We start from the raw sequence: 22,037 nt of genomic DNA, 5'->3' as shown, positions 1-22,037 counted from the left end.
CACGCGCGCTCTCTCGGAAACATCCGCTGCGCACTCTGCATGGGCAGAGTTCAAGCTTCAAGATCCCCGAGAGGAATGCCGCTAGTGGATGGTTTCCCGATAATGGGTGTCCCGAATACCGGAGACACTGCGTGGATGCTGGCCAGCGCCGCGCTGGTGTTATTGATGACACCCGGCCTGGCCTTCTTCTACGGCGGCATGGTCCGCGCGAAGAACGTGCTCAACATGATCATGATGAGCATCAGTGCGATGGGCCTGGTGACGGTGCTCTGGGTGCTCTATGGGTACTCGCTGGCTTTCGGCAACGATGTCTCGGGGCTGTTCGGTAACCCGGCGCAGTTCTTCGGACTCAAGGGCCTCATCGGTGGTAATGCTGCCGAGGCTGTGATCGCCGATCCGGCTAATGGGATCGAGGCGGCCGAGGTCGTCAACATCCCGCTGGTAGGAACTATCCCCGCGACGGTGTTTGTGGCCTTTCAGTTGATGTTCGCCATCATCACGGTTGCCCTGATTTCCGGTGCGGTGGCCGATCGGTTGAAGTTCGGATCCTGGCTGTTGTTCGCGGGTCTGTGGGTCACGATCGTGTACTTCCCGGTCGCTCACTGGGTTTTCGCATTCGATGGCGCGGCCGCCGAGAAGGGTGGATGGATTGCCAACCAGCTCAAGGCAATTGACTTCGCCGGTGGTACCGCGGTGCATATCAATGCCGGTACCGCCGGCCTGGTGCTGGCGCTGATACTCGGTAAGCGCAAGGGCTGGCCGGGCACGCCGATGCGACCGCACAACCTGCCGTTCGTCATGCTCGGCGCCGGTCTGCTGTGGTTCGGCTGGTATGGGTTCAACGCCGGTTCGGCGACGAGCTCCAATGGTTTGGCTGGCTCGACTTTTGTGACCACCACCGTGGCCACCGCCGCGGCGATGCTGGGCTGGTTGCTCACCGAGCGCATTCGGGACGGGCATGCCACCTCGCTGGGTGCGGCGTCGGGAATCGTGGCGGGCCTGGTGGCCATCACACCGTCCTGCTCTTCGGTGAATGTGGCTGGCGCCCTTGCCATTGGCGTCATCGCCGGCATCCTGTGCGCGCTCGCCGTCGGCCTGAAGTACAAGCTAGGATTCGATGACTCGTTGGATGTTGTCGGTGTGCACTTGGTCGGTGGAATCGTCGGCACGTTGCTCATCGGTTTGTTCGCCGCGCCCGAGACCGGTGCGGCCGTGGCCGGTCTGTTCTACGGCGGCGGACTAGAACAGTTGTGGCGCCAAGCCCTTGGCGCCGGGGCGGTTCTGCTCTATTCGGCAATAGGCACCGCTATCGTTGCATTCATCGTGAAGTACACCATTGGCCTGCGCATCAGCGACGAGGGAGAGGCGGCGGGAGCCGACGAATCCCAACACGCTGAAGGTGCATACGACTTTGTCGCACTGGGAAGTGGTTCGGTCATCGGCCGCCACAGCAGCGGCAGGGAGGAATGAGGGACATGAAGCTGGTCACCGCGATCGTCAAACCGTTCACGCTGGAAGATGTCAAGACTGGCCTGGAGCAGGCGGGCATCCTCGGCATGACGGTCAGCGAGGTGCAGGGCTACGGCCGGCAGAAGGGCCACACCGAGGTGTACCGCGGTGCTGAGTACTCGGTGGACTTCGTGCCGAAGGTTCGTGTCGAGGTAGTGGTAGACGACAGCGCTGTCGACAAGGTGGTGGAGGTCATTGTGACCGCCGCACGCACCGGCAAGATCGGCGACGGCAAGGTCTGGGTGAGCCCCGTTGACTCGGTGGTGCGGGTGCGCACCGGCGAGCGGGGCGCCGATGCCCTCTAACACTTAGGACGGTAATCACATGGGCGCCGCAACGGACCTCGTGGCCGCCAGGGCGCAGCTGCTCGGTGATAGCGGCCGGCTGAATGCCGGCGCGATTCGCGAGGCGATGACCGACCTCAATGAGCTTTGGCTGACAACCAAGGCCGCTGAGGTCGGCATCACCGACTCCAGTGGATTCGCCATCGTGGCACTCGGTGGACTCGGCCGCCGCGAGATGCTGCCGCACTCGGATTTGGATCTGGTGCTGCTGCACGACGAGAACATCTCGACGGAGACTCTCAGTGAGGTCGCGGACGGCCTGTGGTACCCGTTGTGGGACGCCAATATTCGGCTCGACCACAGTGTCCGCACGGTGGCCGACACCCTGCACGTCGCCGGACAGGAGATGTCGGCGGCATTGGCGCTGCTCGATGCCAGGCATATCGCCGGGGACGCGCAGTTGTCCAGCCTGATGATCGGGGGCGTACGCCAGCAATGGCGTTCGCAGATCCGGACACGACTCGACGAGTTGATCGAGTACACGCAGGCACGTTGGCGGCGCAGCGGCGAGATCGCCCACCGGGCCGAACCTGATCTGAAGTCAGGCCGTGGCGGTCTGCGCGATGTTCAGCTACTTCGGGCGCTGGCCATCGCCCAGCTCACCGATAGCGGGCTGGCGAAGTCGTTCGACGGTGCGCACTCGGTCATCCTGGATGTGCGCACCGAACTGCATCGGGTCGCCGGACGGGAGCGCGATCAACTGCTGGCTCAGTTCGCTGACGAGATCGGCGCGGCGCTGCGTATCGGCGATCGGTTCGATCTGGCCAGAATGCTGTCCGACGCCGCCCGCACCATCAGCTACTCGGTAGATGTAGGGCTGCGGACAGCCAGTAATTCGATTCCTCGACGGGGCATTTCGGCCCTGCGGCGCACGGTTCGGCGTCCGCTAGACGAGGGTGTGGTGGAGCATGCCGGGGAGGTGGTGCTGGCCCGCGATGCTCGTCCCGAGCGCGACCCGTCGCTGATCCTGCGGGTGGCGGCGGCATCGGCGACCACCGGACTGCCGATCTCCTCGTCCACGTTGAGTCGTCTTGCCGAATCGGCACCGGAGCTTCGTGCGCCGTGGCCACGGGAGGCGCTGAAGGATTTGTTGGTGCTCCTGGAGGCCGGTCCGCACGCGGTCGCCACCATCGAGGCGCTGGACCGAACAGGGTTGTGGGGCAGGCTCTTCCCTGAATGGGGGCCTGTGCGGGATCTGCCGCCACGCGACATCGTGCATATCTGGACGGTCGACAGGCATCTTGTCGAAACGGTCGCGCAGGCGAGCGCCTTCACCACCAGGGTCCCTCGCCCTGATCTGCTGGTTCTCGGTGCACTGGTGCACGACATCGGCAAGGGGCGCGGCGGTGATCACAGCGTTGTCGGGGCGGATCTGGCCGTGCAGATCGGTACCCGGCTGGGGCTGTGGCCGTCCGATGTGGACTTGCTGTCCAGGATCGTGCGTTATCACCTGCTGCTGCCCAACACCGCCACTCGGCGCGATCTTGGCGACCCGGAAACCATTGACACCGTGGTCAATACACTCGGGGGCGATCTGCTGCTGCTGGAGCTGTTGCAGCAGCTTGCCGAGGCGGACTCGCTGGCCACCGGTCCAGGGGTGTGGGGCGACTGGAAGGCGTCGCTGATCGGGGAGTTGGTGCGCAAATGCCGGATGGTGATGCGTGGTGAACCGCTGCCCGAACCCGATCCCATTGATCCGGAACTGCTTTCGCTGGCGGCCGACGGTGGGGTTCAGGTGCGCCTGGTTCCTGCGGGGTCGCCACACATGTACACCGTGAGCATGATCGCGCCCGATCAGCGCGGGCTGCTCTACAAGGCCGCCGGGGTGCTGTCGCTGAATTCGTTGCGGGTGTTCTCGGCCTCGGTGGCCAGCCACGCCGGCTCAGCTATTAACACCTTCGAGGTGTCGCCGCGGTTCGGTTCGCCTCCGGCGGCGGGGCTGCTGCGCCAGCAGCTGATCTCCGCTATCGACGGCGATACCGACATCATCGCCACGCTCGATGAGCGCGAACGCGAGTCCGCGCAGTTCTCAACCGGCCTCGTTGGGGATGCGACACCCGCGGTTCCCACCAATTACGTGCCGGCGCCACCGCGCATCCGCTGGTTCGAGCCCGCCGGGAATCTCGACCAGCAGATTGTGGAGATCCGTACCTCCGACGCCCCAGGGCTGCTGGCGCGCATCACCGCGACCTTGGAGCGACACGGCGTGGACATCGCATGGGCCAGGGTCAACACCCTCGGATCTTCGGTGGTCGACACCTTCTGCCTCAGCACCGGTCCTGAGCAGGCAGTGTTGGAGGCAGCCATCGCCTCGGTGTTGCCTGCGGCCGCACCCGAGCCGAAGAAGGCCGCCAGCTAGTCACCCATCGCCGACACGTCGTCTCATGGCGGACACGTGCGATACGAAACCGCCGCCATGCGGCGTGTCGGCGGTGCTACAGCGTCGATATCCTCGCCAGCTAGGCTGGTCGACGTGTTTGAATCGCTGTCTGACCGGTTGACCGACGCCCTTGCTGGCCTACGGGGTAAGGGACGTCTGTCCGACGCCGATATCGACGCGACCTGCCGGACCATCCGGCTGGCGCTGCTGGAAGCCGATGTCGCGCTGCCCGTGGTGCGTACCTTCATCGGGCGCATCAAGGAACGTGCCAAGGGTGCCGAGGTTTCCGGTGCGCTGAACCCGGCGCAGCAGGTCGTCAAGATCGTCAACGAAGAGCTCATCGGCATTCTGGGTGGGGAAACCCGTCAGCTGGCGTTCGCCAAGACTCCGCCGACCGTGATCATGCTTGCCGGTCTGCAAGGTGCCGGTAAGACGACCCTCGCCGGCAAGCTGGCCAAATGGCTTAAAGGACAAGGCCATACCCCGCTTCTGGTGGCCTGCGACCTGCAGCGCCCAGGTGCGGTGAACCAGCTTCAGGTGGTTGGTGAACGCGCCGGGGTTTCCGTCTTCGCCCCGCATCCGGGCACCTCGACCGGCGGCCTGGAGGTCGGCTCGCTGGTCGGCGACCCGGTTGCGGTGGCCCGAGACGGCCTGGCCCATGCCAAGGCTCAACACTTCGATGTGGTGCTCGTCGACACCGCCGGCCGTCTCGGTATCGACGCCGAGCTGATGGACCAGGCCGCCCGGATCCGCGAAGCCGTCGATCCCGACGAGGTGCTGTTCGTCCTCGACGCCATGATCGGTCAGGACGCAGTGAGTACCGCTGAAGCCTTCCGTGCGGGTGTCGGATTCACCGGTGTCGTCCTGACCAAGCTCGACGGTGACGCCCGTGGTGGTGCCGCACTCTCGGTACGCGAGATCACCGGCACCCCGATCCTGTTCGCGTCGACCGGCGAGAAGCTTGAGGACTTCGATGTCTTCCACCCGGACCGGATGGCGAGCCGCATCCTGGGCATGGGTGACCTGCTGTCCCTCATCGAACAGGCCGAACAGCATTTCGACGCCGAACAGTCTTTGGCTGCGGCCGAGAAGATCACCTCCGGAGAACTCACGCTCGAGGACTTCCTGGAGCAGATGCTCGCGATCCGCAAGATGGGGCCCATCGGCAACCTGTTGGGCATGCTGCCGGGTGCCGGCCAGATGAAGGACGCGCTGGCCGCCGTCGATGACAAACAACTCGACCGGGTGCAGGCCATCATTCGCGGTATGACCCCTGCCGAACGAAGCGACCCGAAGATCATCAACGCGTCCCGGCGGCTGCGGATCGCCAACGGTTCGGGCGTGACGGTCTCGGAGGTCAACCAGCTGGTGGACCGTTTCTTCGAGGCACGCAAGATGATGTCGTCGATGGCGGGCCGTATGGGTATGGGCGCCATCAACCGCAAGAGCAATCGCAAGGGCGGTAAGAACACCAAGAAGGGCAAGAAGGGCTCGCGGGGCCCGACGCAGCCGAAGATCCGGGGCGGATTCCCCGGTATGCCGCCGGGTATGCCGGCCGGATTCCCAGATCTTTCCGGGATGCCAGAGGGGCTCGGCGAGCTGCCTCCCGGTCTGGCCGATATCGACATCTCGAAGCTGAAGTTCCCCAAGAACTGAGCCGATGCTCGCACACCTGCGGGGACGAACTCTTCCCTCGGAAGAGCCCATCGATCTGTGGGTGCACGACGGCGTCATAAGCCGGGAACCGATCTCAGGTGCCGACACCGTCTTCGACGGCGGCTGGCTGCTGCCCGGGCTTGTCGATGCGCATTGCCATGTTGGCGTCGGGCCGCATGGTCCGACCTCGCTGGAAGAAGCGGTCGCACAGGCCGAGGCCGAGCGTGACGTGGGTGCACTGCTGTTGCGTGATGCCGGATCTCCGGTGGACACTCGCGGCTTCGATGAGCGAGAGGACCTGCCGCGGATCATCCGCGCGGGCAGGCACCTGGCCAAACCCAAGCGCTACATCCCCGGGTTGCCCATCGATATCGAGGACGAGTCGCAACTTCCGGAAGCCATTGTCCTCCAGGCGCGTTGGGGTGACGGCTGGGTGAAACTGGTGGGGGACTGGATCGACCGCTCCGTCGGCGACCTCGCCCCGCTGTGGTCCGATGCGATTCTCGAGCAGGCCATCGCTGTCGCACACGCCAACGGTGCGCGCGTTACCGCACACGTTTTCGGTGAAGATGCGCTGCCCGGCTTGATCCGGGCCGGGATCGACTGCATAGAGCATGGCACCGGACTCACCGATGACACCATCGCCCTGATGGTCGAGCACGGTACCGCGCTGGTTCCGACCGTCATAAACATCGAGAACTTCCCGGGAATCGCCGACTCCGCAACGAAATACCCGGTCTACGCCCAGCACATGCGCGCTCTCTACGCGGGTCTGCACACCACCGTCGGGAACGCGTATGACGCCGGAATCCCGATCTACGCGGGTACCGACGCCGGCGGCGGGATCGCACACGGGCGCATCTCCGATGAGGTGGCCGCGCTCACGCGCATCGGCATGGACCCCACCGATGCGCTGGGTGCGGCGTCATGGCGGGCCCGGGACTGGCTGGGACGGCCGGGGCTTGAGCATGGTGCGCCCGCCGATGTGGTCGGGTATCACCAGGACCCCCGCGTGGGGCCGCAGGTGCTCTCGCGGCCGGACCTCATCATGCTGCGCGGGCAGATTCGTTAGAGTTCGGCCATGCGTTTTGCCGTGGCGGTGATGATGAGCCTAGGGCTGGCGGTTGCGGTCCCGGCAACCGCTCAGGCGGACACCCTCTGCGGGGAATTCAACACAATGGACGACGCCGGAAAGCTGGCGGCGGTTCAGGAGGCGGCCGCGGGCGGCAATGCGGTGGCCCAGATCTCGCCGAAAGACGCTGTCGCGCTGGCGGTTGCCATGTGCCGGGTGCGGGTGGGCGAAACTGTGCTTCAGGTGCTCAATTCCAAGGTCTAGAGGGAGCCGACGGTGACCTGGCCGTCGTTGGCAAAACCCCAGTCGAACAGGCTCGCGGCCTGATCCCAGTAGGTTGGGCCGCCCTCGTGCACCAGGCCGTACATCATCACCACGACCAGGCGCTTACCGTCGCGTTCGGCGGCTACCACGTAGGTCTTGCGAGCGATGTCGGTGAAGCCCGTCTTACCGCCGATCACTCCCGGATAGCGGTACATCAGCTCGTTCTGGTTGTGCAGCACGCGGCCGGGGAAGTCGGCGGCCGGCTGGCGGGTGATCTCCGCGAATACCGGATTGGCCAGTGCCGCACGGAAAATCACGGCCAGATCGTGCGGGGTGGAGCGCATGTCCATGCCTGGCGCGTCCAGTCCGGAGGGGGAAGCGGTGTGCGTCCCGGTTGCCCCGAGTGCCGCTGCCTTCGCGTTCATCTTCTCGACCGCCGCCTCACGGCCGCCCAGCATGTGAGCGAGGGTGTTGGCGGCGTCGTTACCGGATTCCAGCAGCGCGCCCTCGAGTAGGTCGTGGGTTGTGTAGACCTGTCCCGCCTTGATGCCCACACAGTTGCATTCGGCATGGGAGTCGGCGGCATCGGCCACCACGGTGGCATCCAGTGGCAGCTCGTCGAGTGCGACCAGGGCCAGCAGGACCTTGATGGTGCTCGCGGGTGCATGCGACGCGTAGGGATCGCGGGCGGCGAGGATCTGGCCGGAGTCCAGATCGGCCACCAGCCATGCCTGCGCCGGGCCCTCAGGTGGTGGTGCCGCGGTATCCGCGCGAGCGACACCGGGAACCGTAAGGGCCAAGAGCAGGGCGCTGAGCACTGCGAACGCGCGGTAACGACGGGATAGCGGCAGGGAGGACATCGGCTCCGACACTAGCGCGGAGGGTATCGGGAACATAACCGGACCGCAGTCCGTTTATGGAGTCATGACTAATCACGTGCAGTTTGGATTGGACACGTTCGCCGACGTTCCCGCGGGTATGACCAACCCGGAAGCGATCCGGGCTGTGGTCGAGGAAGGCGTGCGCGCCGATGAGGTTGGTGTCGACATCTTCGCCATCGGGGAGCATCACCGCACCGAGTTCGTGGGGGAGTCCCCGGAGATGATGCTGTCCGCGATCGCGGCGCGTACCGAGCGGGTCACCCTCGCGACCGCCGTGACGGTGCTCAGTACTGACGATCCGGTGCGGGTGTATCAGCGGTTCGCGACCCTCGACGGAATCTCCAATGGCCGTGCCGAGGTCGTGCTTGGCCGGGGGTCGTTCACGGATTCCTTCCCGTTGTTCGGATACGACCTGGCGGAGTACGACGAACTCTTCGAGGAGAAGTTCGATCTCATGGCCAAGCTGCTGCCGGGAGACCCGGTGACCTGGTCGGGGAAGCTGCGCGCCGGGTTGGACAACGTCGAGGTGTATCCCAAGACGGAGAACGGTTTGCGGGCGTGGGTGGGCGTGGGCGGATCGCCGGAGTCGGTGGTTCGCAGCGTGCGGTACCGCATACCCATGATCCTGGCGATCATCGGTGGTGACCCCATGCGATTCGAGCCGTACGTCGACCTCTACCGGCGGGCTCAAGATCAGCTCGGTGTCACCGAGCCGATGCCGCTCGGCATTCACAGCCCGGGGCATATCGCAGAATCCGATGAGGAGGCGATCGCACAGTATTGGCCCGGATTCCGGGAATTGCGCACCACGATCGGGCGTGAGCGTGGCTGGCCGGCGCCGCGGTACGAGGAGTACCTGGCCGAGGTGAAGTCGGGATCGCTGTATGTCGGTTCACCCGACACGGTGGCGGCCAAGATGGCCAAAACCATTCGTGGTCTCGGTGCCGACCGGTTCAGCCTGGTGTACCAGGCGGCGCAGCCGGGGCTGGGCATGCAAAACGTCGAGCTGTATGGCACCGAGGTCATTCCCCGGGTGCGGGACCTGCTGGCTGCGGACGAGGCCGGCGCGGCCTAAGCGAAGTTGTAGGTGGCCAACGCCTTGGCCACCACCTGCCCGGTGCCGTCGGACACGGTGACCTCGATATTCGACAGACGCTTACCGCGGCGGACCACCTGGCCCACCGCGGTAAGGTCGGCGGCCTCGGCCGCCGAGACGTAGTTGACCGTCAATGAAGCCGTTGAGCCGCCGAACTTTTCGGGCACGACGTCGTCGGCCCACGCCGCCGCCATGGCCGCGGTATCGGCGAGGGTCGCGATCGCGCCGCCGTGCACGGTGTGGCCCATGGTGGCCAGCTCGGGCCGGAAAGGCATGCTCAGCACGGCGCGATCGTTGCCGATCTCGGCCAACACGATTCCCAGGTGCTGGCACAGCGGGGAGTACGGGACGAATTGCGTGATGATTTCGGTCCGAGTGGGCATGCTCACAAGTTATGACATCCGCCTGGACCATCGACGAAGTTTCCGACCGCCTGCAGATCCAGCAGCTCCTGGTCGACTACGCGACCGCCATCGACACCCGCCAGTTCGACGACCTGGACGAGGTGTTCACCAACGATGCGTATATCGACTATCGCGCGATGGGTGGGGTGGACGGCGAGTATCCCGACGTCAAGGCGTGGCTGGCGCAGGTGCTGCCGGCATTCCCGATGTATGCGCACATGCTGGGAAACGTGTCGATCAGTTTCGACGACGAAGAGCGCAGCTCGGCCACCGTGCGCAGCCTGTGTTTCAACCCGATGGTTCCGGGCGGCGACACCGAACAGGTGCTTTTTCTGGGACTTTGGTACGACGACGCGGTAGTGCGGACACGGCACGGCTGGCGCCTGACACGGCGCGTCGAGACGAAGTGCTTCAATCGGCTGGTCTAGTCCGGCCTGGTAGGGAACCTGAGTAGTATCCTACGGTGGCATTGAGAACCGCCCGTATAGCGTTGGCGACCTTTGCCGTCATAACGTTGGGATACCTGACGGTGTTGGCTGGATGGCCCGGGATACGTGATTCGGTACCGGCGCCGTTTCGCTGGTTTGGCGCACCGGATTCGGCGTCCACCATCGCTCTCGTGGTCGTGACTCTGGTGGCATTGGGTCTGGCGCTGACGCGCCGTCGGGCGGGGGCTACCGGGGTTCCGGTGGCAATTGCCGCGATCCTGGCGGTGCTCACGCTGGTCCTCGGATTCGCCTCATACGCACGGTGTCACGACGACAGTCATCCGGCGTTCTTCACCCCCCTGCTTTGGGCAGTCGAACTGGTCAAGGGCGGGGACCCCGCTGGCTCTCTCGACGGCGGCCCGTGCCCCGTTCCCATGCCGGCCGCACTGCACATCGCGCGGGTGTCGGCAATGGCAGTCGTGGTGATGTCGGTGGCCGGAGTTGCAGTGGCGCTGTTCCAGGCGCGGCTGCATCGGCTGCGCGTCCGTTTCGCTCGATCGCTCACGGTGATCGTGGGACTCGACGACGATGCCGAACCAATGGTCGCTGCCATCAAACGCTCCATGCGGCGACGTAGTTCCCTCGTTGTGATCACCGACAATCCGGATCGCGACTGCGTGCGCCGCGCCCGCACTGCGGGAGCGGCCATAATGACGCTGGATCTCACCCAAACCGCGCCGCTTGCCGCGCTGGACATCTGGAACAAGCTCGACCGCCTCTACCTGCTGGCGGCCGACCCGTCCACCAATCTGTGGTGGCTCGGCGCCATCAGTGCGCGCGGAGGCGACCACTTGCGCATTCCGCTCGTTGTGCGCATTGACGACCCGTGGCAGGCATCCGCTTGGCGTGCACAGCATTTCGGTGGTGTCCACCATCGATGGGCTGCCGACACCGTCGGAATCTACGAGGTGACGGCGCGGAGGCTCCTTGACCGGGTGATGGCCGCACGCGCGGTCCGAGAGGTGCTGGTATGCGGGTCATCCCAACTGACCACCGCACTCTGCAGCGACATGCTGCAGCGACGTCTCGAACAGCGCTACAGCGGACGTGGTGAACCGACGACATGCACAGTGATCGCCCCGAACGCATCAGATTACCTGCGCGACAATGAGTTTGCCGCGACACAGCTCGGGCATCCGGCGCAGGCCGGCGGCCTGATCGCAGTCGACGAAGAGCCCACCGTAGACGCGCTGCTGCAGCGCCTGCAGGCAGGTGATGCGGAATCGACCGCGGTGATTCTCGTCGATTCCAGCCTGGACGTCAGTGCCGCGACCCGGATCGCGGCACGCCTCCCGAACACCATCGTTCATGCCTGGGACCCGCGAGCCGATGCCAGCGGGGAACGCACCGCACTGTTGGGCCGCCTCTACACCTACCGGTTGAGCCTCGATCTGCCGGGCGGGCAAGCGCACGACGCGTGGGAACGGGCCGCCGAGCTGATCCATAATCGGTACGTCCGCGACAACGAGCGGACCGGTCCCACCGCGCGTCCGTGGGGACAGCTCGACGAGTTCTATCGCGAGTCGAACCGGCGGCAGGTGCGCAACGCATTATGGATGGTGGAAAAGATCGGCGGGCATACCTGGAATACCTGGGGCAGCCCACCCGATGAAGCATCGGCCCCGGCACTGCATCAGCTGGAACCTGCAGAATGTTTGCGCCGTATGGGTTTCGAATTGCCCACCGCCATCGCCATGGCACGCTCCGAACACGAGGATTGGTGCCGCTACTACCGCAAGCACGGGTGGCGGGTCGGACCCCGCCACGACGCGGGGAAGGTCCACGACAAGCTCGTCGACTGGGCGCAGATCGAGGTGGACCCGGAACGGCTCGACGCCGCGCTGGGCAGCCTGGCGGCCACCCTGACAAAGCTGCGCGAGCTGGGCTACCGGTCAGCGCCCGCGACTGAGGACACCGGCTGGGCGGAGTTCCGCCGCGCCGGTGAGGTGCTGGCCCGGCAGCGTCCTACCGCGTGGACATGGACCGCGCAGGACGGCTCAACCATGCGTGCCGAGGCGGGCGACTGGTCCGTTCGTGAGAAGCATCCCAGCACCGATGCCACGGAATGGTCTGTGCGGGATGACATTTTCTGCGCTACCCATGAACACGTCGCGGGCCGCAGGTGGCGTCGGCGCGGTTCGGTACTCGCACGGCCGGCGCGCACCGGTGAGACAGTCGAGTCGCTGGAGGGTAGCGTCACCGCATCCGAGGGCGCGTGGATTGTGCAAGGCGATCACGGAGACATTTGGGTGGTGCCCGGCGACGAGTTCGCCCGGCGATATGTGCGAATCTCTAGCTAGCTCTCGGGGATCGGCAGATCCGGGCAGCCGACAACGTACTCGATATCCGGCGATACCCACCGTTTCCATTGGGCGCGGCTCATGTTCGAAGAAAGCTTGTCGCACAACAGATCCCGCCACCGTGGTGGGCCGGGCCACTGCCAGACCCACTTTTCCTGGCTTGCGAAAATCTTGGTGCCGTCGCCAGAAATCGCGACGGCGAAGTTGTAGTAGCCATCGGGAATTTTCAATGCCTCGCCGAGCGACTGACCGCTGGCCACGTCCCAGATCCGTGCCTCGGTAAATTTGGCGGACGGAGGGTCAGAGCCGGAGACGAGCAGCTGTCCGTCGGAGCTGAACACCAACGTTCGAATCGTCCCGTTGAGGCCGGTGAGCGGCTCTCCCACCATCTGATGTGTCTGCGCATCCCAGATCGAGATTGTTTGATCCATACCACCGGAGGCCAAGAGTCGGCCATTGGGACTAAAGGTAAGTGCCGTGATATTGCCGCCGCCCCAAGGATCACCGATCCGTTTCCCGGTGACCACGTCCCAGGCCTGCATATTGTGGACGTTCGCAGCGACGAGTTGGCGGTCGTCTGGGCTGAATCGAAACGCGGCGACATCCTTTTCAAGGGCGTCGAATTTTTCCACGCCGTCGAACTTCACGTCGATCCGTTTGCCGGTGTCGGCGTCATAAACGGTGATGAAGCGCTCAGCATCCGTTTTGGCGCCTAACGCGTACACGTCGGTAGCGAACCGGGTCCCGTCGGAGCTGATCGCAATCTTCCGGCCGTCCATCTCGTCGGTGCTGGAGACAAGCCGGCCTGTCTGCAGATCCCATACCTGCGCCCGGTAGCGAGACTTGCCTGCATAAGCGATCGCCGCTGCGCGGCGGCCGTCGGGTGTCATGGCCAAGCTGATGGCTTGGTCCAGCTTGGTTACTTGGTCACTCTCGAGGTTCCAGACGGCAGAGGTTCCAAGGTGGTCTCTCTGACCGCCGGGTGCTAGCCCGGTCGTGTACTTCGGCCGATCAGCAGGGGCAGTCAGCGGCCCGCCGAGGTGGTCGTCGGCGTCGGCGCGCCAAATCCGGATGGTCCCGTCGGAGCCCACAGAGACGATCTGGCTGCCGTTGGGAGTAAACGTGAGGTGCCCCTGCGCTTGGCCTTTCATTGGTGTACCGACCAATGAGCCTGTTTCGGCATCCCAGACATGGACGTCATTCCCGATACTCGCGGCGATGCGTTTTCCGTCCGGGCTGTAAGCCGCATGGCCTAGTACCTGGTGGGTGTCGCTGGTCGTCGGGGTCCCGATGGGGGCACCGGTGAACGCGTCCCATTGCCGGATGGCTTGGCTGTCGCTCGTTGCGAACCTGCTGCCGTCCGGGCTGAATTCCGCACCCAACACACTGAGCTTGCGGGTGGGATCCGAGCTGCGGGGATCGGGAATGGTGATCGTTTCACCGATCTGCTTGCCGCTGTCAACCTCCCAGATCCGGCTTGTGTCGTCCCCATCGGTAATGACGACGCGGTGCCCGTCCGGACTCAGCGCCAGGCTAAGCACAATGCTGGTCTGCTCGGGAAAGGTGTTGATTGTCTTCCCGGTATCGGCATTCCACACCTCGACTCGGTAGATCGGCGGACGACCGGCCTGCTCGTTCCAGCGGATCGCGGCGATCCGGGTGCCGTCGGCACTCAAATCGGCCCACCGCCCCTCAAACTGCCGGATCATGGTGTCGGTGTCGAGGTCCCACAGCCCGATCTTTGACGAATTCATGTCCGAAGGATTCAGGGTGAAGGACAGCAGACGCTTCCCGTCGGCGCTGAGCCCGCTGACTATCCCTGCCGCTTGGCCGGTGAGTTCGGATACTTGCTGTCCGGTGGTGATATCCCAGACGCGGATGACCGGTTCGTCCATGCTGCCGGTGATGATGCGTTGGCCATCCGGGGTAACCCGTACCCCCTTGGGCTCCTGGGGGGTACGGATGATTTTCTGCAGGGGCGCGGTGGCTTGGAGTCCGGTCAGCATTCCACCGCGTGCGGCCTCCGGGGCCAAGCGTGCGGCGATTGTCAGTTCTTGCAGTGCCCGGTCATCTGGCCCGCCGCGGACTCGCTTGAAGATTGCGTCGGCATCAGTGGCCAGGCGCAGCGCGACCGCGTCATTGCGCTGGCGGATGGCTTCACGGCGTTGGGTGAATGCGATGCCAGCCGTAACGACCGACAGAATGGTCAAGATTGCCAGTCCGGCGATGGCGAGGCGTCGGAATCTGCGGAAGCGTTGTTGTTCGCGGAGGTCGTCGGAGGCGAGTTCGTATTTGGGTTTGCCGTGGATGGGTGCGGCGATGTCGGTGAGTTTGTCGCGGAATACGGGGTTTTGGATATCCCACGGATTGTCTTGGGAAACATCGATATAGACGGGTTCGGTGCCGAGGGCGTCGGGGACGGCCAGGGCCGGTGGTGATGCGGTGGAATTGTCGGGGTCAAAGCGGCCGTGGCTGTCGTCCCAGATGAGGGTGCCGTCGGCCATGACGAGGATGAGGTTGGTGCGTCCGCGGTGCGTGAGCCAGTAGTCGATTTCTTTGTTGACCCATTCCGAGCCTGCGGAGTTCGGGGAGAGCACCACGACCAGGTAGCGGGATTTGTCCAGGGCCTCAGTGAGTTTGGCCCACAGGCTGGGGCTGGCGGCGAGATCAGTTTTGTCCCGGAACACCCGCAGGGCGTGTAGTCGTCCTAGTTTTCGGCCGATGCTGTGTAGGCCTTTTTGGATGCCTTCGGCCACCGGGGTATCGGCGCGGCTGTAGGACAGGAACGCGTCGTAGTCATACGGGCCGGGCTCAGGAACAGGCAGCTGTGCCGCGTACGCAGGATCCTCAGGTTCGGTCATGGTTACTCCGGTACCGGCAGACCCGGGCAGCCGACAACATAGTCGATATCCGGCGATACCCATTGCTTCCATTGCTTACGGCTCATGTTCGAGGAAAGCTTGTCGCACAACAGATCCAGCCACTTAGCCGGACCGGGCCACCGCCAGACCCTGCTCTTGTTGCGGGTAAGTTCACTGGCGAAGATGCCGGTGTTATCAGGCGAGAATCCCACATCCAACACCTGGCTGGCAGTAGGTGAGAGCGGTCCGCCAATCTGCTGGCCGCTTTCCACTTCCCAGATGCGTACCTCGCTATCGGTGTCGCTGTGTGCACCCGAGGCGAGCAGCTCCCCGTCGGAGCTGAACGCCAAGGAGTAAATGACGTTGGCGTGGCCGGTGAGTGGCTCTCCCACCAGCCGGCGACTTTGCGCGCCCCAGATCCAGATGGTATTGCCCCCTGCTGAGGCCAGCAGTCGGCCGTCCGGACTGAACGCCAGCGCGTTCACGGTGTTGTTAACATTCCAGGGATCGCCGATCAGCTGCCCGGTTTCGGCATCCCACACCCGGATCTGTCCAGAGGTGTCGCCGGCGAAGAGCTGTCGACCGTTAGGGCTGAACCGCACGGCGGAGGTTGTTCCGTCCAGCCCACTGAACTCCCCATCGATGGGATTCCCGGTGTCAGCGTCATACATGCTGATGTAGCGGCCACCGTGCTTTTCGGCATCCGATTTGGATCTGGCGAGGGCGACCCGAGTTCCGTCCGGACTAATCGCAATCCGGTTGTAGCTCGTTTTGTCGTCGGCGCTGAAGACAATATCTCCGGTGTGCAGGTCCCAGACCTGGACCTTATTGAACTTGAGTGTCGCGGCCCGGCGACCGTCGGGCGTGATCGCCACTTTGCCGGCTGTTATCGAGTCCGCCAGATTCGTCACGCGGTTGTCCATGACGTTCCAGACAGCGAGTGGGCTCGAGATGTGATCTACATAGCCGCCAGGCATCATCCCGACCACGTGGATCGGGTACTCGCTTTCCGGGAGGTGCACGGCGGGCGCAGCCGTCGGGCCGCCGAGTCGGCTGTCGGCATCTGCGCGCCAGATACGGATTGTCTTGTCGTTGCTGGTCGAGACGATCTGTTCGCCATTCGAGGTGAAGGCGAGTCCAATGACGGAACCGAGGTGGCCGGTAAGTGGTGCACCAACAGGGATGCCGGTTTCGGCATCCCAAATACGGACTGCGAAGTCGCCCTCGCCGCCCGCGGCGATGCGGGTTCCGTCCGGGCTGTACCTCACTTGGAATACCTGTCCGGTGTGGCCGACCAGCGGGGGGCCGATGGGGGCTCCGCTGAACGCGTCCCACTGCCGAACGGTGTTATCGCTGAAGCCCACGGCGAACCTGCTGCCGTCCGGACTGAATGCCGGGCCAGCACTTAAGTTCCGATAAGCTTCGTCGATTGCGATCGTGTCACCAATCTGTTGGCCGTTGTCGGCATTCCAGATCTGCATGGCGTAACCCAGGCCGACATTGCTGGTTGTGACGATGCGGTGGCCGTCGGGGCTCAGCGCCAGGTTGCGCGGGCTGTCGGATTGCTCGGGAAATGGGCCGATTTGCGTGCCCGTATCGACATCCCACACCCCGATTCGCCAGATCGGTCTTTTGTCCGGTCCAGGCCGGGCCGTAATGCCGGCCACGCGGGTTCCGTCAGCGTTCACCGCTGTCTGTATCCCGGCCATGAACTCTCGGATCATGGTGCTGTTCTGCACGTCCCATACCCTGAGCATTGACAGTGAATCTACTGTGAGCAGACGCTTTCCGTCGGGCGTGAGCCCGACGACCTCCACGGCGGTTTTAGGGGTGCCGGCAAGCTCGGATACCTGTCGTCCTGTGGCCGCATCCCAGATGCGAATAACCGACTGCGTGCCGCCGGTAAAGATGCGGCCGCGGTCTGCAGTGACTGTCGGAGTGGTAGGTGCACGTGGCGTTCCGATGATTTTCTGCAGGGCCACGGTGGATTGGACTCCGCTGAGCATGCCGCCGCGTGCGGTCACCGGGGCGAGTCGTGCCGCGACGGTCAATTCCTGTAGCGCACGCTCATCGCCCCCGCCGCGCGCCCGTTTGAAGATGGCGTCGGCGTCGGTGGCGAGACGCAGTGCGACCGCCTCGTTGCGCTGGCGGATGGCTTCGGAGCGTTGTTGTTGGGCTTCCTGTTGTTTGACGAATGCGATGCCGGCGGCGGCGATTGCGATGACGAGGAGTATCGCTAGTGCGGTGATGGCGAGTCGTCGGAATCTGCGGAATCGTTGTTGTTCGCGCAGGTCTTCGGAGGCGAGTTCGTATTTGGGTTTGCCGTGGATGGGGGCGGCGATGTCGGTGAGTTTGTCTCGGAAGACGGGGTTTTGGATGTCCCAGGGGTTGTCTTGGGAGACGTCGATGTAGATGGGTTCGGTGCCCAGGGCGTCGGGGGTGGCCAGGGCTGGTGGTGCTGCGGTGGAGTTTTGCGGGTTGAAGGCTCCGTGGGTGTCGTCCCAGATGAGGGTGCCGTCGGCCATGACGAGGACGAGGTTGTTGCGTCCGCGGTGCGCCAACCAGTAGTCGATCTCTTTGTTAACCCACTCGGAGCTTGCCGAGTTGGGGGAGAGCACCACGACGAGGTAGCGGGATTTGTCCAGCGCCTCAGTCAGTTTGGCCCACAGGCTGGGGCTCGCGGCGAGGTCGGTTTTGTCGCGGAACACGCGCAGGGCGTGTAGTCGGCCGAGTTTTCGGCCGATGCTGTGTAGGCCTTTCTGGATGCCTTCTGCTACGGCGGTATCGGCACGGCTGTAGGACAAGAACGCGTCATAGTCGTATCCGCCAGGCGCGGTCAGCGGCAGCTCCGCGGCATATGCAGGATCCTCAGGCTTGGTCATGGTTACTCCGGTACCGGTAGGTTCGGGCAGCCCACCACATACTCGATGTCCGGGGATACCCATTGTCTCCATTGTTCACGGCTCATGTTCGCGGAAAGCTTGTCGCACAACAGTTCCGGCCACCGGGCCGGACCCGGCCACTGCCAGACCCTGCTTCCTTTCTTGGTAGCTCCACTGGCGAAGATATTGGTGCTGTCAGAGGAAAATGCCACGCGGAACAGAAACGTATAACCGTCGACGACGGGCAGCGGTTCACCGATCTGCTGACCGCTCGCCACATCCCAGATCCGCACCTCGCCCCTTTTATAGTCTTTGCTGCCGGTCGCACCCGAGACGAGGAGCCGACTATCGGAGCTGAACGCCAGGCTCGAAGGCGGATCGTTGTGGCCGTTGAGCGGCTTTCCTGCCAACCGGTGAGTTTGTGTATCCCAGATCCATATCGTTCCGCGGCCTGCCGAGGCGAGCAGCCGGCCATCCGGACTGAACGCCAGCGCCCCTTGGACGTTGAGGTCGCCGTTCCAGGGATCGCCGATCTGTTGCCCGGTTGCGGCATCCCACTCCCGGAGTGCCCCTTTCGAATTTACGGCGACGAGCTGGCGACCGTCGGGGCTGAACCGAAGTGCGGTGATCGTTCCATCTAGGCCGTCGAACTTGGTGTCGATCTGTTTTCCGGTGTCGGCGTCATACAGGTTGATGAGGCGACCGCCGCGCTTTTCGACAGACGAGCTGGACGCGCCGGTGACGACCCGGGACCCGTCCGGGCTGACGGCAGTTGCGGAGCGGATATTCGTGTCGTCATCGATACTGGAGATCGGTTTGCCGGTGTGCAGGTCCCAGACCTGCAGCTTGTTGAGTGACAACACAGCGGCTCGGCGGCCGTCGGGTGTCATAGCCAATTGCAGATCCATGGAGAACTCCCAGTGGGGCACGTTCTCGCGGAAGTCGGTCACGCGGCCGTCTTCGAGGTTCCAGACGGCAGCCGATCGCGAGATGTCTGTTGTCTCGCCGCCGGGGACCACGCCGACGACTGGAGTGCCTTCCGGCAGGTTGCCGGCCGGGGCGGATATCGGGCCGCCGAGCGGAGTGTCTCCATCTGCGCGCCAGATCTGAATTGTCTTATCGTCGCTGGTCGAGACGATCTGTTTGCTGTCCGCCGTGAAGGTGAGCCCGGTGATCGCATCCAGGTGGCCCGTGAACGGCGTGCCAACCGGGGCGCCGGTTTCGGTATCCCATACCCGTACGGTGTTGTCGCCTGTCCCGCCCGAGGCGATACGGGTTCCGTCGGGGCTGTAGGTCGCCACGAACACGGTGCCGGTGTGGCCGGCCATCGGGGTACTGAGGGGGCGCCGGTGAATGCGTCCCACTGTCGCACGGTGCCCTCGCTGAGGCCCATGACAAACCTTCGGCCGTCCGGGCTGAATTCCGGGCTGTGCACGCCGATGTTGCTGCCGTCCGAGCTGCTGGGACTGGGGATTGCGATCGTTTCACCGATCTGCTCGCGGCTGTCGACATCAAAGATCCGGGTTGCGTCGTTCCCGTCCACAACGACGATGCGGCGCCCGTCTGGGCTCAGTGCCAGCTCGCGTATGGAGTCGGATTGCTCGGGAAACATGCTGACCGGCTCCCCGGTGGCGGCGTCCCACACCCCGAGTCGATAGATCAGCTTCTTGTGGTCTGGCCCCCATCGTGCGTCGACGGCGGCCACCCGGGCGCCGTCGGCACTCATCACCGCGTCGCCCGCCAGCTCGGCCTTGAGCTGCCGAATTATGGTGCTGGTGTCGAGATCCCACAGCCTGACCACGCCAGCCGAGTCCTCGGAGATCAGGCGCTTTCCGTCGGGGCCGAGCCCGACGACCCACAAACCCGTCTTGGGCGTGCCGGTCAGTTCGGATACTTGCTGTCCGGTGGCGGCATCCCAGATGCGGATAACCGGCTCCTCTTTGCTGCCGGTGACGAGGCGTTTGCCATCCGGGGTGACTTTCGGCGCGACGAGGCCGCGGGAGGTGCGGATGGTTTTCTGCAGGATGGCAGTGTTTTGGAGCCCGGTGAGCATTCCGCCGCGTGCGGCCACCGGTCCCAGGCGTGCGGCCACGGTCAGTTCCTGTAGCGCTTGGTCATAGGTTCCACCGCGCACCCGTTTGAAGATGGCATCGGCGTCGGCTACCAGGCCCCGCGCGACCGCATCATTGCGTTGATGGATGGCTTCGTTTCGTTGTTGTTGGGCTTCGCGGCGTTGGATGAAGGCTACTGATGCGGCGGCAATGGCGATGACTAGCAGGAGGGCTAGTGCGGTGATGGCGAGGCGTCGGAATCTGCGGAAGCGTTGTTGTTCTCGGAGGTCGTCGGAGGCGAGTTCGTATTTGGGTTTGCCGTGGATGGGGGCGGCGATGTCGGTGAGTTTGTCTCGGAAGACGGGGTTTTGGATGTCCCAGGGGTTGTCTTGGGAGACGTCGATGTAGATGGGTTCGGTGCCCAGGGCGTCGGGGGTGGCCAGGGCTGGTGGTGCTGCGGTGGAGTTTTGCGGGTTGAAGGCTCCGTGGGTGTCGTCCCAGATGAGGGTGCCGTCGGCCATGACGAGGACGAGGTTGTTGCGTCCGCGGTGCGCCAACCAGTAGTCGATCTCTTTGTTAACCCACTCGGAGCTTGCCGAGTTGGGGGAGAGCACCACGACGAGGTAGCGGGATTTGTCCAGCGCCTCAGTCAGTTTGGCCCACAGGCTGGGGCTCGCGGCGAGGTCGGTTTTGTCGCGGAACACGCGCAGGGCGTGTAGTCGGCCGAGTTTTCGGCCGATGCTGTGTAGGCCTTTCTGGATGCCTTCTGCTACGGCGGTATCGGCGCGGCTGTAGGACAGGAACGCGTCATAGTCGTATCCGCCGGGCTCGGTCAGCGGCAGCTCCGCCGCGTACGCAGGATCCTCCGGTTCGGTCGTCTCGGCACGGTTGTCCATAGTCTGTCCCCCCACTTGCAGCGTTTGTCGTGATAGTAGACAAAGGGGAGCCCGGGTGGCGGACGATTTGGCCTGGTAGGGCGTGTTCTGGCACAATGGCAAACCGTCCGTTGTGCTGGCCATGGCCAGCTGCGGTCAGACCCACGCGAGGCAAAACCGGATCGTGCATGTCCGCACGCATCGCCGAATTGCCGCGTGATACCTCAAGGAGAAGTTGTAGTCATGGCTGTCAAGATCAAGCTCACCCGCCTCGGGAAGATCCGCAACCCGCAGTACCGCATCCAGATCGCCGATGCGCGCACGCGCCGCGAAGGCCGCGCCATCGAGGTGATCGGCCGGTACCACCCGAAGGAAGAGCCCAGCCTCATCGAGATCGATTCCGAGCGTGCGCAGTACTGGCTGTCCGTCGGCGCGCAGCCGACCGATCCGGTGCTGGCCCTGCTGAAGATCACCGGTGACTGGCAGAAGTTCAAGGGCCTGCCCGGCGCCGAGGGCACCCTGAAGGTCAAGGAGCCCAAGCCCAGCAAGCTGGAGCTGTTCAACGCCGCTCTGGCCGAGGCCGACGGCGCCCCCACGGGTGAGGCCATCCAGCAGAAAAAGAAGAAGGCCCCGAAGAAGGCCGAGCAGGACGAGGCCGCCGAGGCCCCGGCCGCGGAAGCCGCCGAGGCTCCGGCCGAATCTGCTGACGCCGCAAGCGAATAGGACCTCAGATGAGTTCTGTGGTGGTCGACGCCGTCGAGCATCTGGTACGAGGAATCGTCGATAACCCCGACGATGTCCGCGTTGACCTGGTGACGAACCGTCGCGGCCGCACCGTAGAGGTTCACGTCCACCCCGACGATCTCGGAAAGGTGATCGGTCGGGGCGGGCGTACCGCCACCGCGCTGCGCACCCTGGTCGCGGGTGTGGGTGGCCGCGGCATCCGGGTCGACGTGGTGGACACCGACCGGTAG

The 22,037-nt window shown here is 64.4% G+C and carries 16 protein-coding genes and 2 pseudogenes; 11 read left to right on the top strand and 7 right to left on the bottom strand.

Going from position 1 to position 22,037, the window contains the following annotated elements:
* The first annotated feature begins 102 nt into the window (after window positions 1-102).
* From BB28_RS16005 to BB28_RS15980, 6 genes are all read left to right on the top strand, one after another.
* Window positions 103-1,470: an ammonium transporter gene (locus BB28_RS16005; RefSeq protein WP_046254208.1), complete on the top strand. Its 1,368-nt coding sequence runs from the start codon at window positions 103-105 to the stop codon at window positions 1,468-1,470.
* 5 nt (window positions 1,471-1,475) lie between these two features.
* Window positions 1,476-1,814: a P-II family nitrogen regulator gene (locus BB28_RS16000; protein WP_005056967.1), complete on the top strand. Its 339-nt coding sequence runs from the start codon at window positions 1,476-1,478 to the stop codon at window positions 1,812-1,814.
* Between the two features lie 19 nt (window positions 1,815-1,833).
* Window positions 1,834-4,212: a [protein-PII] uridylyltransferase gene (locus BB28_RS15995; protein WP_046254207.1), complete on the top strand. Its 2,379-nt coding sequence runs from the start codon at window positions 1,834-1,836 to the stop codon at window positions 4,210-4,212.
* A 114-nt stretch (window positions 4,213-4,326) separates the two neighbouring features.
* Window positions 4,327-5,889 carry a signal recognition particle protein gene (ffh, locus tag BB28_RS15990; protein ID WP_046254206.1) on the top strand — a complete coding sequence of 521 codons (1,563 nt, stop codon included), beginning with the start codon at window positions 4,327-4,329 and terminating at the stop codon, window positions 5,887-5,889.
* Window positions 5,890-5,893: 4 nt separating this feature from the next.
* Window positions 5,894-6,961: an amidohydrolase family protein gene (locus BB28_RS15985; RefSeq protein ID WP_046254205.1), complete on the top strand. Its 1,068-nt coding sequence runs from the start codon at window positions 5,894-5,896 to the stop codon at window positions 6,959-6,961.
* A 9-nt stretch (window positions 6,962-6,970) separates the two neighbouring features.
* Window positions 6,971-7,225, top strand: a complete 255-nt coding sequence (locus tag BB28_RS15980) for a hypothetical protein (protein WP_030094043.1) — start codon at window positions 6,971-6,973, stop codon at window positions 7,223-7,225.
* Here BB28_RS15980 and BB28_RS15975 read toward each other — a convergent pair.
* Entirely contained in the window at window positions 7,222-8,097 is an 876-nt protein-coding gene (locus BB28_RS15975; protein WP_109365276.1) for a D-alanyl-D-alanine carboxypeptidase family protein, read from the bottom strand. The two genes, BB28_RS15980 and BB28_RS15975, sit on opposite strands and share 4 nt — an antisense overlap.
* 64 nt (window positions 8,098-8,161) lie before the next feature.
* On the opposite strand from BB28_RS15975, the gene BB28_RS15970 reads away from it, so the two are divergent.
* A complete protein-coding gene (locus tag BB28_RS15970; protein WP_046255898.1) occupies window positions 8,162-9,181 on the top strand; it encodes an LLM class flavin-dependent oxidoreductase in 1,020 nt (339 codons plus the stop codon).
* Here BB28_RS15970 and BB28_RS15965 read toward each other — a convergent pair.
* Window positions 9,178-9,585, bottom strand: coding sequence for a PaaI family thioesterase (locus BB28_RS15965; RefSeq protein WP_046254204.1), 408 nt, complete (start codon window positions 9,583-9,585; stop codon window positions 9,178-9,180). The two genes, BB28_RS15970 and BB28_RS15965, sit on opposite strands and share 4 nt — an antisense overlap.
* Before the next feature lie 11 nt (window positions 9,586-9,596).
* Here BB28_RS15965 and BB28_RS15960 point away from each other — a divergent pair, with 11 nt between their 5' ends.
* Both BB28_RS15960 and BB28_RS15955 read left to right on the top strand, forming a co-directional pair.
* Window positions 9,597-10,034 (top strand): nuclear transport factor 2 family protein, encoded by a 438-nt coding sequence (locus tag BB28_RS15960; protein WP_030094039.1) that lies wholly within the window; start codon window positions 9,597-9,599, stop codon window positions 10,032-10,034.
* A 35-nt stretch (window positions 10,035-10,069) separates the two neighbouring features.
* On the top strand, window positions 10,070-12,394 hold the full coding sequence (locus BB28_RS15955) for a hypothetical protein (RefSeq protein ID WP_046254203.1): 2,325 nt from the start codon (window positions 10,070-10,072) through the stop codon (window positions 12,392-12,394).
* Here the strand turns inward: BB28_RS15955 and BB28_RS15950 are convergent.
* From BB28_RS15950 to BB28_RS25830, 5 genes and pseudogenes are all read right to left on the bottom strand, one after another.
* On the bottom strand, window positions 12,391-15,255 hold the full coding sequence (locus tag BB28_RS15950; RefSeq protein ID WP_046254202.1) for a TIR domain-containing protein: 2,865 nt from the start codon (window positions 15,253-15,255) through the stop codon (window positions 12,391-12,393). The two genes, BB28_RS15955 and BB28_RS15950, sit on opposite strands and share 4 nt — an antisense overlap.
* A gap of 2 nt (window positions 15,256-15,257) precedes the next feature.
* The gene (locus BB28_RS15945; protein WP_046254201.1) at window positions 15,258-18,137 is read right to left on the bottom strand and encodes a TIR domain-containing protein; all 2,880 of its coding nucleotides are present in this window, start codon (window positions 18,135-18,137) and stop codon (window positions 15,258-15,260) included.
* A 2-nt stretch (window positions 18,138-18,139) separates the two neighbouring features.
* A complete protein-coding gene (locus BB28_RS15940) occupies window positions 18,140-19,087 on the bottom strand; it encodes a WD40 repeat domain-containing protein (protein ID WP_046254200.1) in 948 nt (315 codons plus the stop codon).
* A gap of 201 nt (window positions 19,088-19,288) precedes the next feature.
* Window positions 19,289-19,465, bottom strand: a pseudogene (locus BB28_RS25835) (WD40 repeat domain-containing protein); the annotation flags it as partial.
* Window positions 19,466-20,712: 1,247 nt separating this feature from the next.
* Window positions 20,713-21,084, bottom strand: a pseudogene (locus BB28_RS25830) (toll/interleukin-1 receptor domain-containing protein); the annotation flags it as partial.
* A 222-nt stretch (window positions 21,085-21,306) separates the two neighbouring features.
* Between BB28_RS25830 and rpsP the strand changes: the two are divergent.
* Window positions 21,307-21,786, top strand: coding sequence for a 30S ribosomal protein S16 (gene rpsP / locus BB28_RS15930; RefSeq protein WP_030094038.1), 480 nt, complete (start codon window positions 21,307-21,309; stop codon window positions 21,784-21,786).
* 8 nt (window positions 21,787-21,794) lie between these two features.
* Window positions 21,795-22,037, top strand: a complete 243-nt coding sequence (locus tag BB28_RS15925; protein WP_005081564.1) for an RNA-binding protein — start codon at window positions 21,795-21,797, stop codon at window positions 22,035-22,037.

Origin of the sequence: Mycobacteroides chelonae CCUG 47445, assembly GCF_001632805.1 — a bacterium.
Taxonomy (GTDB): Bacteria; Actinomycetota; Actinomycetes; order Mycobacteriales; family Mycobacteriaceae; genus Mycobacterium; species Mycobacterium chelonae.
Note: the sequence above shows the minus strand (reverse complement) of the source record. Positions and strands in the feature narration are given on the sequence as shown.

Coding starts and splice junctions, on each gene's coding strand:
- BB28_RS16005 (WP_046254208.1), top strand. CDS start 103: ATGGGTGTCCCGAATACCGGAGACACTGCGTGGATGCTGGCCAGCGCC.
- BB28_RS16000 (WP_005056967.1), top strand. CDS start 1,476: ATGAAGCTGGTCACCGCGATCGTCAAACCGTTCACGCTGGAAGATGTC.
- BB28_RS15995 (WP_046254207.1), top strand. CDS start 1,834: ATGGGCGCCGCAACGGACCTCGTGGCCGCCAGGGCGCAGCTGCTCGGT.
- BB28_RS15985 (WP_046254205.1), top strand. CDS start 5,894: ATGCTCGCACACCTGCGGGGACGAACTCTTCCCTCGGAAGAGCCCATC.
- BB28_RS15980 (WP_030094043.1), top strand. CDS start 6,971: ATGCGTTTTGCCGTGGCGGTGATGATGAGCCTAGGGCTGGCGGTTGCG.
- BB28_RS15965 (WP_046254204.1), bottom strand. CDS start 9,585: ATGCCCACTCGGACCGAAATCATCACGCAATTCGTCCCGTACTCCCCG.
- BB28_RS15960 (WP_030094039.1), top strand. CDS start 9,597: ATGACATCCGCCTGGACCATCGACGAAGTTTCCGACCGCCTGCAGATC.
- BB28_RS15950 (WP_046254202.1), bottom strand. CDS start 15,255: ATGACCGAACCTGAGGATCCTGCGTACGCGGCACAGCTGCCTGTTCCT.
- BB28_RS15945 (WP_046254201.1), bottom strand. CDS start 18,137: ATGACCAAGCCTGAGGATCCTGCATATGCCGCGGAGCTGCCGCTGACC.
- rpsP (WP_030094038.1), top strand. CDS start 21,307: ATGGCTGTCAAGATCAAGCTCACCCGCCTCGGGAAGATCCGCAACCCG.
- BB28_RS15925 (WP_005081564.1), top strand. CDS start 21,795: ATGAGTTCTGTGGTGGTCGACGCCGTCGAGCATCTGGTACGAGGAATC.